The 13903-nt window shown below is 69.3% G+C and carries 12 protein-coding genes; 5 read left to right on the forward strand and 7 right to left on the reverse strand.

Translation table 11 applies throughout. The annotated features are described in order from the left end of the window. The first annotated feature begins 3 nt into the window (after positions 1-3). The 5 genes from NCO8_RS29340 to NCO8_RS29360 all read left to right on the forward strand — a co-directional run bounded on the left by NCO8_RS29340 (position 4) and on the right by NCO8_RS29360 (position 4388). The gene (locus NCO8_RS29340) at positions 4-462 is read left to right on the forward strand and encodes a hypothetical protein (RefSeq protein ID WP_067644758.1); all 459 of its coding nucleotides are present in this window, start codon (positions 4-6) and stop codon (positions 460-462) included. Between the two features lie 60 nt (positions 463-522). Next, a complete protein-coding gene (locus NCO8_RS29345; RefSeq protein WP_067644761.1) occupies positions 523-1674 on the forward strand; it encodes a DUF2786 domain-containing protein in 1152 nt (383 codons plus the stop codon). Between the two features lie 185 nt (positions 1675-1859). Further along, a complete protein-coding gene (locus NCO8_RS29350) occupies positions 1860-2651 on the forward strand; it encodes a helix-turn-helix domain-containing protein (RefSeq protein WP_067644764.1) in 792 nt (263 codons plus the stop codon). 383 nt (positions 2652-3034) lie between these two features. Further along, positions 3035-3997, forward strand: a complete 963-nt coding sequence (locus tag NCO8_RS29355) for an alpha/beta fold hydrolase (protein WP_067644767.1) — start codon at positions 3035-3037, stop codon at positions 3995-3997. Between the two features lie 37 nt (positions 3998-4034). Beyond that, on the forward strand, positions 4035-4388 hold the full coding sequence (locus tag NCO8_RS29360; protein ID WP_067644770.1) for a cupin domain-containing protein: 354 nt from the start codon (positions 4035-4037) through the stop codon (positions 4386-4388). Between the two features lies 1 nt (position 4389). Here the strand turns inward: NCO8_RS29360 and hisH are convergent, their stop codons facing one another. From hisH to NCO8_RS29395, 7 genes are all read right to left on the reverse strand, one after another. Continuing rightward, the gene (gene hisH, locus NCO8_RS29365; protein WP_067644773.1) at positions 4390-5019 is read right to left on the reverse strand and encodes an imidazole glycerol phosphate synthase subunit HisH; all 630 of its coding nucleotides are present in this window, start codon (positions 5017-5019) and stop codon (positions 4390-4392) included. After that, positions 5016-5630: an imidazoleglycerol-phosphate dehydratase HisB gene (gene hisB, locus NCO8_RS29370; RefSeq protein ID WP_157105161.1), complete on the reverse strand. Its 615-nt coding sequence runs from the start codon at positions 5628-5630 to the stop codon at positions 5016-5018. The genes hisH and hisB overlap by 4 nt, the downstream gene beginning before the upstream one ends. A gap of 18 nt (positions 5631-5648) precedes the next feature. Beyond that, the gene (locus NCO8_RS29375; protein ID WP_067644863.1) at positions 5649-6776 is read right to left on the reverse strand and encodes a histidinol-phosphate transaminase; all 1128 of its coding nucleotides are present in this window, start codon (positions 6774-6776) and stop codon (positions 5649-5651) included. Positions 6777-6822: 46 nt separating this feature from the next. Beyond that, positions 6823-8160 carry a histidinol dehydrogenase gene (hisD, locus tag NCO8_RS29380; RefSeq protein ID WP_067644779.1) on the reverse strand — a complete coding sequence of 446 codons (1338 nt, stop codon included), beginning with the start codon at positions 8158-8160 and terminating at the stop codon, positions 6823-6825. Positions 8161-8303: 143 nt separating this feature from the next. Then, positions 8304-9905 (reverse strand): serine/threonine-protein kinase, encoded by a 1602-nt coding sequence (locus NCO8_RS29385; protein ID WP_084457573.1) that lies wholly within the window; start codon positions 9903-9905, stop codon positions 8304-8306. A gap of 88 nt (positions 9906-9993) precedes the next feature. Then, positions 9994-11733: a penicillin-binding transpeptidase domain-containing protein gene (locus NCO8_RS29390; protein ID WP_067644782.1), complete on the reverse strand. Its 1740-nt coding sequence runs from the start codon at positions 11731-11733 to the stop codon at positions 9994-9996. 46 nt (positions 11734-11779) lie between these two features. Then, positions 11780-13855 carry an acyltransferase family protein gene (locus tag NCO8_RS29395; protein ID WP_245655547.1) on the reverse strand — a complete coding sequence of 692 codons (2076 nt, stop codon included), beginning with the start codon at positions 13853-13855 and terminating at the stop codon, positions 11780-11782. Positions 13856-13903 lie beyond the last annotated feature (48 nt).

A 13903-nucleotide genomic window follows, 5' to 3' on the forward strand; every position in this document is an offset into this window, starting at 1 on the left:
GCAGTGTCACGTTCCACAATTCTGAGCGGGTTGCTCGGTTCCCTGGTGCTCGCCGGGGTGGTCACGGCTCCGGGTGCGTCCGCGTTCACGCCGGAACACGCGCGGTCGTCCGCGTGCGACTTCGCCCGCGAGGTGTCGACCTACCACTACGCCCAGGACCTCGACGGCTATTTCCAGCGCGTCATCGACCGCACCTCGGGTAACCTCCGCGCTCAATGGACAGATTCGCGGGAGCAGCTGACGGCGCTGATGCGGGAATCCCAGGTGTCGGCACACCTCGAGGGGCTCAACTGTGGCGTGCTCAGTGGTGATCTTCTGAATGCCGAAATCATGGTGACGATGACGCAGGTCCGCACCAAAGTCGGCGTGACCAGCCGTGAGAATCTCGCCATCACGATGCGGCTCAACAACGACTGGGGCCGCTGGCTGGTGAACGAGATGAAGGCGCCGCTGGGCAACTAGCCCGCCGGCGGCCTCGCCCGTTTGTGTCGAGAGCGGTGGTCGGGGGACCATCAGGAGACCATGGGCAAGCAGAATCGTCGACGTCGCACCGGACGCAAAGCCATACCCGTGGCGGCGCTCGACGACTTCTCCGGCGATCCGGGCGGCATTGCCGAAAAGATCATTGCTGCGGCAGTGCGGGGCCGGGGCGAATTCGTCGGGCCGGTGACTATTACCGACGAGCTCGCCGCAGGGGTCGAACTGGCCGGTCGGCGGCTCATTTCCCACGCCTCTGATCTCGGCTGGCTGCCGGGGGACATCCATCAGGCCGCGCGGCGACGCCTCGACGAGTTCGCGGTGGGGTATCTGCTGGATCTGATGGCGGCGCATCATCCCGACGCGAGGTGGGACGCAGAGCTCGACGAGCTCGATGCCTCCGTCTGGTGGACGGCTCCCCACCTGCGGGCGTGGGCCGATCGTGCCTTGCTCACCGGCAGCGAGGCGCTGACAACGGTGATCGAAGCGCTCGCACTGTTGCTGCGACTGCCGAAGCTCGAATCGTCCGGGCCGGTCCGGCCTCGGCACGGTGTGGACGAGAAGGTGCTCGGCCGGGTGCGTGGGCTGCTCGCCAAGGCCGAATCCACCTCGTTCCCGGACGAGGCCGAGACGCTGTCGGCCAAGGCGCAGGAGCTGATGACCAAGTACGCCATCGATCACCTGCTGCTCGAGCCGTCGAGCGATCTCCCCGCCACCCGTCGCATCTGGCTCGACACCCCCTACACCGATGCCAAAGCCCTGCTCATCGACCGGGTGGCGCACGCCAATCGCTGCCGCGCGATCTTCGCCGCCGAGTGGGGTTTCGTCACCGTGGTCGGCGACGACACCGACCTCGACCTCGTCGAGCTCCTGTCCACCTCCCTGCTGGTCCAGGCCACCCGCACGATGATCGACACCGCCGATACCGGCGAAGCCCGCTCCCGCCACTACCGCAAAGCCTTCCTCACCGCCTACGCGACCCGCATCGGCGAGCGCCTCACCGAGGCCACCGACACCACGATCGCCCACGCTCCGAACCACCTCCTCCCCGTCCTCGCGGCCCGGCAACACCAGATCGACAAGGCCTTCGACACCTACTTCCCCACCGCCCGCGCGAAAGGCATCACCATTCGCAGCGCCGAAGGCTGGGCCGCGGGCACCGACGCCGCCACCGAAGCCCGCGTCGACCCCTCCTGATCGACATATAGCCGGTCAGTAAGGGTTTCGACCTCATCTGTGCGGCGTGCCATCGATCCCGCCATCTGGGTGGCCGCCCATACCGCCTCGACGACACCACGACGGTCGACACGCCCCGAGCGCGTGCAGCGCCCCGCTGCGACTGATCGGCGGCGCATACGTCACCACCCACCTACGCTGGTGAGATGCGCCCGATCGTGTCCGAAGCGGAACTGGGTGGGGACTGGGAGGTTGCGGCTCCCGATTCCAACCGGGTTCCGGGCGCGATGATGGGCGGGTTCCTGGAGCGCGTCGTCGGGACAGGTGCGCCGATGCGGGTGTGCGCGCGGCCCGAGGTGACCGTCGTGATCCAGTTCGGCGAGGCTCCGCTGCGGGTCACAGCCGGTGGTGAACAGCGGCAGCTCGGCGGTGTGGTCGCCGGACTGGCACCGATGCCGCAGCAGGTGACGGCCGACCGCATCGAATGCCTCGAGATACGCCTGTCGCCCCTGTCCACGCGCACTCTGCTGGGCGCCGCTCCCTCCGAATTGCGCGGCGAGGTGGTCGATCTCGACGCCGTGTGGGGACGCGAAGCACCCCTACTGCGCGAGCAACTGTCCGAAACACCCACGTGGGCAGGGCGATTCACCATCCTGACGGCATTCCTCGCCCACCGCGAACCAGTCGGCGCCGCCGATCCCGAGGTAGCGGCATGCTGGAACCGCATCGTCGCTACCGGTGGCCGAGTACGGGTGCAGGAGCTGGCGGAGTGGACCGGGTGGAGCCGGCAGCGACTGTGGTCCCGATTCACCGCACAAGTAGGTGTCACCCCCAAGCAGGCCGCGAAGATAGTGCGATTCCGGCACGCACTGGATCGCCTCGCCGCCGGGCAGCCCGTGGCAGACGTCGCCGCGATCTGTGGCTACGCCGATCAGCCCCACCTCCATCGCGAGATCGTCGCTTTCGCCGGCACCACGCCGCGCACCCTCACCCACTGATCGACCGGCGCACACCCACTGCCACCCGCACACACCGCCACCCGGCGTCATCTCGCACGACATCCCCGCGTCCGCCACCCCACACCCCACCAACCCACCAACCCACCGACGTGTCGACGCACCAACCCACCGACGCACCAACGCACCAACCCACCAACCCACCAACCCACCAACCCACCAACCCACCAACCCACCAACCCACCAACCCACCAACCCACCAACCCACCAACCCACCAACCCACCAACCCACCAACCCACCAACCCACCAACGCACCAACGCACCAACGCACGGACGCACGGACGCACGGACGAGCATTGCACTCCGCACCGAAAGCGGACATTCGTTCAAGACCTACCCGCGTTCCCCGCGCGACAGTTGACCCATGACGTCCTCTCTCGACAATCGGATTCGCGCGATCGAACAGCGGGTTGCCAGCGCACACGGTCTGACCATCACCGAACATCGACTGCCGCAACGTGATCCGCGTGTCAGAGTGCTCAGCGTCGGCTCGGGAAGTCCGTTGATCTACCTCAACGGCATCACCGCACCGGCGCTAGGCTTCGCACCGCTGCTGTCCGAACTCCCCGGTTACCGCCACATCCTGGTCGAATTCCCCGGTCACGGACTAGCCCCTTCACCGCAGTGGACCGGCCCTTCACTGCGCGAATTCGCCGTCGCCACGCTGACCGGAACTCTCGACGCACTCGACCTGCCGAAAGCGACCGTCATCGCCAACTCTCTGGGCGGCCTGTGCACACTCTGGACAGCATTGGACGCGCCCGACCGAATCTCGCGCGCCGTACTCATCGGCGCACCGGCTACCGCCCTGCCCGGCGCCCGGCCCGTTCCCGCGATGGTCTCCCTCACCACCCCGCTCCGTGGCCGGATGGAACAGGCGCTCATGGGACTGCCCTCACCCCGGTTCCTCGCCGAAGCCGCCCTCACCGAGGCCCTCGGCGGGCAGGCGGTAGCCGCCATGTCGGACGACCTCGTCGACCTGCACCGGCTCCCCCTCCGCCGACCGGGCCAAGCCGCCGCCTATCGCTCGCTGGTGACGCGACTACTCGACGGCCGTGCACCACGCCCCGAAAATATCCTCACCCCAACAGAATTGAGCCGACTCGATATCCCCTTGCTCTTCGTCTGGGGCCGCGACGACGTCATCCTCTCCCCCACCGACGCTCTCCCCAGCATCGAACACATCCCCACAGCGCACCTCGAAGAAGTCCCCGGCGGCCACAACCCCTGGTTCGACGACCCGGCCGCCTGCGCCACCCCGATCCACGCCTTCGTCACCACCGGGCACGGCGCAGAAACCGCCCCGGCACCCCACCCTATCCCCTGACGATCACCGACCGAACCCGTCCCAGAAGGGCCGAATTATGCGCAAACACGACCCCATCACCACCGCGAAAACCCTCGCCCAGTTCGACTTCCGCGAACTGGCCCCGTTCAACACCGGAGCGTTCTGCATGTATCACGGCGCCGAACTCCCCGGCTCCGACTGGGAACTGCACCCCGACACCGACGAATTCCTGATGGTCCTGCACGGCAGCGTCACCGTGGAGATCCTCACCGACGACAGCAGTCACCGAAACCGGCTCACCGCAGGACAATTCGTCGTCGTGCCGAAGGGCCACTGGCATCGCCACCTCGACATCGACAACGTCGTGGAGCTGTACTACACCCCGGGCGAGACGATCGAATCCACCGCCGCCGACCCCAGGCTCGGCTGACCTACAGCGACCCGATCCAGTTGCGCAGCAACTGAGCACCCGCGTCGCCGGACTTCTCCGGGTGGAACTGGGTGGCCGAGAGCGGGCCGTTCTCGACGGCGGCGAGGAACGGCACACCGTGCTCGGCCCAGGTGAGTTTCGGCGGCGGGATGTGGTCGGCTTCGGGCAGTTCCCACTGCTGGGCCGCGTAGGAGTGGACGAAGTAGAAGCGGGTGTCGGCGTCCATGCCGGCGAACAAGGTGCTGTCGGCGGGGGCTTTCACCGTGTTCCAGCCCATGTGCGGCAAGACGGGGGCCTCGAGCCCCGCGACCGTGCCCGGCCATTCACCACAGCCCTCGGTCTCCACCCCGAACTCGACGCCCCGGTCGAACATGATCTGCATGCCGACGCAGATGCCGAGCACCGGGCGTCCACCGGCCAGGCGCTGCCCGATGATGCGTTCACCACGCACAGCGCGCAGCCCGGCCATGCAGGCCGCGAACGCGCCGACACCGGGGACGACGAGCCCGTCGGCCGCCAACGCCGCGGTCGGGTCGGCGGTGACCTCCACCTGGGCACCCGCCCGCACCAGGGCGCGTTCGGCGGAGTGCAGGTTGCCGGAGCCGTAGTCCAGCAGCACGACGGATTTCACAGCACACCTTTCGTGGACGGCACACCGCTCACGCGGGGGTCGATCTCGACGGCCGCGCGCAGAGCCCGTGCGACAGCCTTGAATTCGGCTTCGGTGATGTGGTGCTGGTCGCGCCCGTAGAGCACCCGGACGTGCAGGGCGATCCGCGCGTTCTGCGCGATCGATTCGAACACGTGCTTGTTGAGCACCGTCGAGTACGACGCACCGGGGCCCGCGCTCGGAATGATGGTGTGCACCAGGTGCTCCGGTTCGCCGGTGAACACGCAGTACGGTCGGCCCGACACGTCGACGGCGGCGTGGGCGAGGGTCTCGTCCATGGGAATGAAGGCGTCGCCGAACCGGCGGATGCCCTTCTTGTCGCCCAGCGCCTGCCCGAGGGCCTGCCCGAACACGATGGCGGTGTCCTCGACGGTGTGGTGCGCCTCGATCTCGATATCGCCTTCGGCGCGCACCACCAGGTCGAACCCGGCGTGAGCGCCGAGGGCGGTGAGCATGTGGTCGTAGAACGGCACACCGGTGGAGATCTCGGTCTTGCCGCTGCCGTCGAGGTTCAGCTCCACCAGGATCGAGGATTCCTTGGTGACCCGTTCCACCCGCGCTGTTCTGCTCATGGTCTGTTTCTCCACGCTTTAGTGAGTGAGGTCGGTGGCGGCGATATCGCGGCTCACGCGCAGGAACTCGTCGTTCTCGGCGGCGAGCCCGATAGTGGCGCGCAGGTAGCCGGGAATGCCGACATCGCGGATGAGTACCCCGGCGTCGAGGTAGTGCTGCCAGGCGCGGGCCGCGTCGGTGAACCGGCCGAACAGCACGAAATTGGCGTCGCTGGGGATCACCTGGAACCCGAACGAGGCGAGCGCCGCGGCGACCCGATCGCGCTGGGAGGCCAATTCGGCCACACTGGCAAGGGTTTCGTCGGCGTGGCGCAGGGCGGCGCGGGCGGCGGCCTGGGTGACCACCGAGAGGTGATACGGCAATCGGACGAGCAGGATCGCGTCGATCACGGCGGGCGAGGCCGCCAGGTAACCGAGGCGACCACCGGCGAAGGCGAACGCCTTGCTCATCGTGCGGGTGACGACCAGCTTGGTCGGGTACCGGTCGATCAGGGTGATCGCGCTCGGCGCGGCCGAGAACTCCCCGTACGCCTCGTCGACCACCACGATGCCCGGTGCGGCGTCGAGCACACGCTCGAGGTCCTCGATCGGGACGCTGTGCCCGGTCGGGTTGTTCGGGCTGGTCACGAACACCACGTCGGGACGGCGTTCGGCGATCTGCGCGACGGCGTAGTCGATGTCGAGGGAGAAGTCGCTGCCGCGCGCGGCCTCGAGCCATTCGGTGTCGATGCCCTCGGAGATGATCGGGTGCATCGAGTACGACGGCACGAAACCCAGTGCGCTGCGGCCCGGCCCACCGAAGGCCTGCAACAGCTGCTGCAGGATCTCGTTGGACCCGTTGGCCGCCCACACATTGCTGGTGTCGACGGCGACACCGGTCTGGCGGGTCAGGTACTCGGCCAGGTCGTGGCGTAGCGCGACCGCGTCCCGATCCGGGTAGCGGTGCAGGTCGGCGGCGGCGGCCCGCACCGACTCGGCGACATCGTCGACGAGCGCACGGCTCGGCGGGTGCGGGTTCTCGTTGGTGTTGAGCTGCACCGGCACCGTCAATTGCGGTGCGCCGTACGGAGATTTGCCGCGCAGGTTGTCGCGCAGCGGCAGCTGGTCGAGGGTCGCCGAGGCGCCGGGCACAGTCGGGGTGCTCATACCGTCACCCCGCAGGTGCTCGATGCACGAACCACACACAAGTCGGTCACGACAGCGCCTCGAATCGCGCCTGCACAGCCTGGCCGTGCGCGGGCAGGTCCTCAGCATTCGCCAGCGCCACAACGTGTCCGGCGACATCCTTCAACGCCGCCTCGGTGTACTCCACGATGTGGATGCCACGCAGGAAGGTCTGCACACTCAACCCAGAGGAGTGCCGCGCGCAACCCGCGGTCGGCAGCACGTGATTGGACCCGGCGCAGTAGTCACCGAGACTCACCGGCGCCCACGGACCGACGAAGATCGCGCCCGCGCTGCGCACTCGTGCCGCCACGGCCGACGCGTCGGCGGTCTGGATCTCGAGGTGTTCGGCGGCGTAGGCGTCGACCACCCGAAGGCCCTGGGCGATGTCGTCGACGAGCACGATCCCGGACTGCTTGCCGCTCAACGCTTCCCGCACCCGGTCGTGGTGCTTCACCACGGCCAGCTGGGCATTGACGGCGGCGTCGACCGCGTCGGCGAGGGCGACAGAATCGGTGACGAGCACGCTGGCGGCGAGCACATCGTGCTCGGCCTGGCTGATCAGGTCGGCGGCCACGTGCACCGGGTCGGCGGTGGCGTCGGCCAGCACGGCGATCTCGGTGGGGCCCGCCTCGGCATCGATACCGACCAGGCCGCGGCACAGCCGCTTGGCGGCGGTGACATAGATATTGCCCGGACCGGTGATGAGGTCGACCGGCTCCAGCGCCGCACCGTCGGTATCGGTGCCGCCGTAGGACAGCAGCGCCACGGCCTGCGCGCCACCGACGGCCCACACCTCGTCGACACCGAGCAGCGCGGCGGCCGCCAGGATCGTCGGGTGCGGCAGCCCACCGAACTGCGCCTGCGGCGGCGAGGACACCACCAGCGATTCCACACCCGCGGCCTGCGCCGGGACGACGTTCATCACGACCGAGGACGGGTACACGGCGTTACCGCCGGGCACGTACAGGCCGACCCGTTCCACCGGCACCCACTTCTCGGTGACGGTGCCGCCGGGGACCACCTCGGTGACCGAGTCGGTGCGGCGCTGATCGGCGTGCACCTTCCTGGTCCGCTCGATGGCGACCTCGAGCGCGGCGCGCACGGCGGGGTCGAGGGCGTCGAGGGCTTTGCCCAGCTCGGCGACCGGCACCCGGACCGCGCTGGGGCGGACACCGTCGAACTTCTCGCTGTAGTCCAGCGCGGCTTCGGCGCCCCGGTCGCGGATGTCTTCGACGACCGGCCGCACATGATGCAGCACCGAGTCGACGTCGACCCCTCCGCGCGGCAGCGCGGTGCGCAGCTCGGCGGCGGAGGGAGTACGACCGCGCAGATCGACGCGGGCGAGCTCGATGCGGGGAGTCATATCGGAGTGCGGTCCTGTTCTGTGCGTGGCATCAGGTCAGGTACCAGCCTAATGGGCGGCAACCACCGGTTTTCCGCCACATCCTCCTCGCGCGCCGATCCGCCCGTGTGTATCGGGCGGACCAGCGGTTTTCGGCGGCTGAGCTAGCGGGTGTCGCCGTCGATGCGTAGGTTCCCGTTGTAGTTCACCACGCGCATGACCATGGACTTGGTCTGGCCGTCGATGGTGATGCTGGCCAGGCGCATATCGGTCGAGCCGTCGGCGTTGTTGCCGCTGACGGCGGTGATGCTGGTGAAGCTGGTGATGACGCGCGAGTTCCAGTACTGCCGGAACTCGGCCTCGCTGCCGTACACCTGCTGCGCGGCGGGGGTGAGCATCGACCACGACCCGGCGGGATCGCTGAAGAAGTTCTCCACCAGCAGACCGGCCGAGCCGATGTTCACGGTGCCGGTATTGGGAGCCTGACCCAGCGCGGGGATCGCCGAGGTCGTCGTCGGCGCCACAGCGGCCTGGGCCGTCGTCGTCGAATTCGCCTGCACCTGAGGCGAATCGGAGTCCGACCCACTCATGGCACTGATCGCGACGGCGATCGCGGCGATCACCGCACCCACACCCGAGCCGATCAGCACCGCACGACCCTTGCCCGGCTGCTTGCGGGGCGCGGGGGCGGGCTGGGCCTGGGTGGGCGGATGCGCGGCGGTGTCGTAACGCGGCTGCGGGCGCGGCTGCGAACGGATCTGACGGGTCGCCGCGCTGGACGCACCCGCGTGCGAGGCACGCCTGCCGCCGGACTGCCGGATCACCTGCGTGGTGGCGGCCGAATTGCGGCGGCCGTACGCCTCGCTGGCGGGGACGAATCCCGCGGGCACCGCGTCGGCATCGTCGGCGAAGGCGGCCAGCGCGTCGCGGGCCTCGGTCATCGTCGGACGATCGAGCGGTTCCGGGTTGAGCAGGTCGAGCAGGAAATCGGTGGCCGGACCGGCATTGTGCGGTTCGCGCACCTGGCCGTTGGCGGCCGCGTAGAGCACGGCGAGCGGGTTGGCGTTGGCGCCGTAGGGCGGTTCGCCTTCCAGCGCGTGGAACAGGGTGGCGCCGAGGGCGAACACGTCGGCGGCCGGTGTCGGGTCGGCGCCGCGCGCCACTTCGGGCGCCAGGTACGCGGCGGTGCCGCAGATGAGGCCGGTCTCGGTGAGCGTCACGTCGCCCGCGGCCCGCGAGATGCCGAAGTCGGTGATTTTCACCTCACCGTGCTCGCCGAGCAGGATGTTGCCCGGCTTCACGTCGCGGTGCACGAGCCCGGCCTGGTGGGCGGCGATCAGCGAGGACGCCACCTGCTCACCGATGCGGGCCACCTCGAGCAGCGGCAGCGGGCCCTTCTGACCCAGTTCCGCGGCGAGGCTCACCGACTTCAGGTATTCCATCACCAGGCACGGATCACCGTTGTGCTCGGTGATGTCGAAAACGACGATGGCATTGGGATGCTGGAAGCGTGCCGCGTTGCGAGCTTCGCGAATCGCACGCTGGCGCAGCACATCTCGCTCGGCCTCGGGCAGGCTCGGCTTGATGTGGATCTGCTTCACCGCAACCGAGCGTTGGAGGCGTTCGTCGACAGCGCGCCATACAACGCCTGTGCCGCCGCTACCAATACGCTCGACCAGGCGGTAATGCTCCGCGATCTTCTGACCGGTATCGATGGCGCCTACTCCGAACCTTCTCGAAATTGTGACATCCCGCGTATTGACCATGGGTATGGCCCGCCGACGAGTGTAGCTCGACTGGTGGTGACCGCGTGCGGCAGCGGGGGGATTGCACGCCTGCGGAGAGTGAGATGGCTCATCGTGTCACACGAAGCATCCTGCCCGCCGACTCGACCGCCGGTCCGGAGCTGCCCGCGTCGGCGACGAACACCGCGAAGGCGAGGTCGCCACGGATTCCGACGAACCACCCGTGTGCGTGTTCGTCGTCGATGTACTCGGCGGTGCCGGTCTTGCCGAGCAGGCCGGGGATGTCGTGCAGGGCGGTGGCGGTCCCGGCGCTCACGGTCTCGGCCATCATGGCTTCCACCTGCGAGGTCACCGCGGCGGGCACCGGTTCGGTCCGGCGATCGGCGGTGCCGGGACGGCCGACGACGACCGACGGCGCGGGCGCGGTTCCGTGGGCGAGCGAGGCGGCGACGAGCGCCATCCCGAACGGCGACGCGGTGACCGTGCCCTGTCCGATGCTCGCCTCCACCTGTTGCGCCGGATTCTGCGCGGCGGGAACTTTCCCGGTGACTGTCGTCAAGCCGGGTGTCACATAGTCCACGCCGAGGCCGAGTTGCGCGGCGGCCTGGGTGAGTCCGTCGGCGGGCAGGCGCACACCGAGCTGCGCCATCGTCGTATTGCAGGACCGGGCGAAGGCGGTGTGCAGCGGCACGTCACCGAGGTCGAAACCGTCGTCGTTGGGGATGGTTCGGCCCTCGATGGTGGCGCGGCCGGGGCACGGCAGGACGGTGTCGGCGGTGACACCGCCCGCCTGCAACGCGGCCGACACGGTGACGGTCTTGAATGTCGATCCCGGCGGGTAGAGCCCGGTGAGCGCGATGGGGCCCTGCGCGTCGGCGGGTGCGTTCTGCGCGACGGCGAGCACCTCGCCCGTCGAGGGCCGCAGCGCCACGATGGCGGCGGGCGTCGGCACGGGCGCCAGCGCACCTTCGGCGGCGTTCTGCAGGTCGATGTCGAGGGTGGTGGCGATGTCGGTGGTCGCGGTGGCGTCGGGACCGGCGATGCGCTGGGTCCCCGATGCGGTGTGGGCGCGTACCGCCCAGCCCGCCGCGTCGTCGGCCTGGTGCTGCCAGAGTTCGGTCAGTCCGGCCAGGGTCGGTGCCGCGAGGGTCTTGTCGACGGTCAGCAGCCTCGGCTGCGGTGCGAGGGTCACGCCGCGCAGCCCGGTCAGCGTGTCACGAACCGGTGCGATGTCGGCCTCGCGCAGGGCGACCGCGGTGATCGGTTTGCCTTGGGCCGCATCGAGATCCGTTCTCAGGGTGGCTTCGGTGACGCCGTGCGGTGCGAGCGCGGCGGCCACGGCGGGCAGGTCGGCGTCCGGGGCGACGGTCACCAGGGTGACCACCTGCTCGGTCATCAGCTCACCACCGCTCGCGTCGAGTACGCGTGCGGGTTTCGGCGGTACGGGGCTGTAGCTGAGCGGGCCGAGGTCGAGGCCGGGCGCCACGGTGGCGGGGTTCCAGTCGATCGTCCAGTCGTTCTCGTCGGCCGTTCCGGTGCTGGTGTAGGTCCATTCGTCCTGACCGCCCGTGCCGAGTTTCCAGGTGGATTCGAGGGTGAAGCTCGACTCGTCGGTGGCGCTCACCCGCACGGTGTCGTTCTTGCCGAGGTTCTCGAACAGGGTGGTGAGCGTCTGGCGGGCCTGGTCGGGCGCGTCGGTGAGGGCCGCGGCGGCCGCCGCGTCACCGCTGCTCAGGGCCTTCGCGAAGGCCTCGGCGACGGTCTGTGGCTGGTCCGGTCCGGACGAGCACGCGACGGGCACGACAGCTAGCGCGACGAGCAGGACCGATGCCTTGCGGGGTATGCGCACCGGTCCGAGGGTAGCCGGATCCGCGGCGCGCGTGGTGATCTCGCTCTCACCACCAGCCGGTAACGGCGGCGATCTGGCGGCCCAGTTCGGGGGCGAGTGATCGGGCGTAACTGGCGGTGAGGTGGTGTTCGTCGCGATAGATCAGCACATTGCCCTCGACGACCCGGCAGCGTTGCGGGCGGCACACGGCGTCGGAGAGATCGAGCAGGTAGATGTTCGGATAGCCGGCGGCCGGTTCGGCGGCCGGGTCGACCGCGTCGAGCGCCTCGGCGCGGTCCATCCCGCAACTGTCGGGATCGCCGCGATGGGCCAGACAGTCCGGGGCCCGATAGAACACACCGTCGCGTCGCAGCCGCGGCGTGTCGCGCAGGGCGAGCACATTGAGCCCGCGATCCTGCAGCGCCGACCACACCTCGAGGTATTCGCCGGGCACCTCGTCGCCCGGGGCGTCCTGGCGGTAGCGGGTCGACAGCGTGACCACCCAGTCCGGTTGCTCGGCGGCCAGCCGGTCGAGCACTTCCACCGACCACTCGTGACATTCGGGGAAGGGCCATTCGGCGTAGGACGGCTCGTCGACCAGCACCAGCGGGCACCCCTCCTTGAGGTAGGACACCACCCGGAAGCCGTGTTCGGCGCCGAGCACCTCGAGTGCGGGCAACCAGTGCTCGGAATGCGAGCCGCCGACGAGCGCGATCGAGCGGGTGGCGTCGGGGTCGCCGTAGACGCAGGTGCGGACCTCGCGGTTGGGCGTGATGCACCCGTCGGTCGTCGGCGACGGGGTGTCGACGTGACCTTCGAACACGGTGGGCCGCATGGGCGCCTTCGGGAATTCGGCGCCCGAGAGCAGCGCGGCTGCTCCCGGGTAGCGCAGGCTGTCGAGGTTTTCCGGCGGCACGGCCGGGTTGGCGAGCAGCACCATCTGCCAGCCGAGGGCCGAGGCGAGCACGGCGACGGTGAGCGCCCCGACGAGTGTCCCGGTGGCCCGGTGCGGCGGTGTCTCCTGACCGCGTGGCCCCATCCGCAGGGGTGCCTCGATCCAGCGCGCGGTGGCATAGGCGGGGATCAGGGAAACACCGATCACCACCAGCCCGTCGACGACACCCGCGTCGGTCCGCCCGGTCTCGCCCAGGTAGAAGATGAGAATCGGCCAGTGCCACAGGTACAGCGGGTAGGCCATCGCGCCCAGTTCGGTGCACACCCGTCCCGACAGCAGTCGGGTCGCGGTGCCCGGTGTGGTGCCCGATCCGAATCCGGCGGCGATCACCAGGCAGGCGGCGGTCACCGGCCACAGGGCGGCGACACCGGGAAACTGGGTGGCGCCGTCGAAGAGCGGACCGCAGGCGAACACCATGAGGAGCCCGACCGCAGCCGCCAGGCCGCGCAGCCGGGTCGGCAGGCGCAGCCAGGGCGCGGCGACGGCGAGTACAGCGCCCGCGAGCAGTTCCCACCCGCGCGCGAGACTGTCGTAATAGGTCCAGGCCTGATGGTGGCCGGTGCCGACCGTGGCGTACCAGAACGAGAGCAGCCCGATTACGGTCAGCGCCGCGATGAGCGTCGCCCGGTCGGCCCTGCCCCGGCGGCGCAACCACGCCCAACCGGCCAGGAGCGCGAAGATCACCAGGTAGAACTGTCCCTGCACCGACATCGACCACAGGTGTTGCAGCGGGCTCACGGTCGGGTCGGGCGCGGTGTAGTCGAGTTCGGCGACGGCCAGATACCAGTTCTGGACGTAGAACATCGAGGCGAGAGTCTGCGCGGCGGTTTCGCCGAGCAGAGTGTAGGGCCGCAGGGTGATCGTGGCGACCGCGACCGCCGCCAGCACGACGACCAGCGCGGGGGTGAGTCTGCGCAGGGTCCGGCGCGCGGTGTCGGTGGCGGCTACCCGGCCGCTGCGTTCCACCCCGCGCACGATCGCGCCGGTGAAGAAGAAGCCCGAGAGAACGAGGAACACGTCGACGCCACCGGAGACCCGGCCCGCCCACACGTGGAACGCCACGACCAGGGCGATCGCCACGCCGCGCAGCCCGTCCAGGTCCGACCGCCAGCCGGGCCGGGCAGCGGCACCGCTCGAACGGACCCCCTGCTCCGGCTGACCCGGCAACGCGACATGAACCTTCGGCACGAACGACCCCACTGATTCGGACCCCACCGCAGCGATCGGGGTTTGTTT

It is taken from the genome of Nocardia coubleae NBRC 108252 (assembly GCF_001612805.1).
Lineage (GTDB): Bacteria > Actinomycetota > Actinomycetes > Mycobacteriales > Mycobacteriaceae > Nocardia > Nocardia coubleae.

Excerpts from the sequence above, each read along its gene's own strand:
- NCO8_RS29345 (WP_067644761.1), top strand. The coding sequence starts at position 523 with ATGGGCAAGCAGAATCGTCGACGTCGCACCGGACGCAAAGCCATACCC.
- NCO8_RS29350 (WP_067644764.1), top strand. The coding sequence starts at position 1,860 with ATGCGCCCGATCGTGTCCGAAGCGGAACTGGGTGGGGACTGGGAGGTT.
- NCO8_RS29355 (WP_067644767.1), top strand. The coding sequence starts at position 3,035 with ATGACGTCCTCTCTCGACAATCGGATTCGCGCGATCGAACAGCGGGTT.
- NCO8_RS29360 (WP_067644770.1), top strand. The coding sequence starts at position 4,035 with ATGCGCAAACACGACCCCATCACCACCGCGAAAACCCTCGCCCAGTTC.
- hisB (WP_157105161.1), bottom strand. The coding sequence starts at position 5,630 with ATGAGCAGAACAGCGCGGGTGGAACGGGTCACCAAGGAATCCTCGATC.
- NCO8_RS29375 (WP_067644863.1), bottom strand. The coding sequence starts at position 6,776 with ATGAGCACCCCGACTGTGCCCGGCGCCTCGGCGACCCTCGACCAGCTG.
- hisD (WP_067644779.1), bottom strand. The coding sequence starts at position 8,160 with ATGACTCCCCGCATCGAGCTCGCCCGCGTCGATCTGCGCGGTCGTACT.
- NCO8_RS29385 (WP_084457573.1), bottom strand. The coding sequence starts at position 9,905 with ATGGTCAATACGCGGGATGTCACAATTTCGAGAAGGTTCGGAGTAGGC.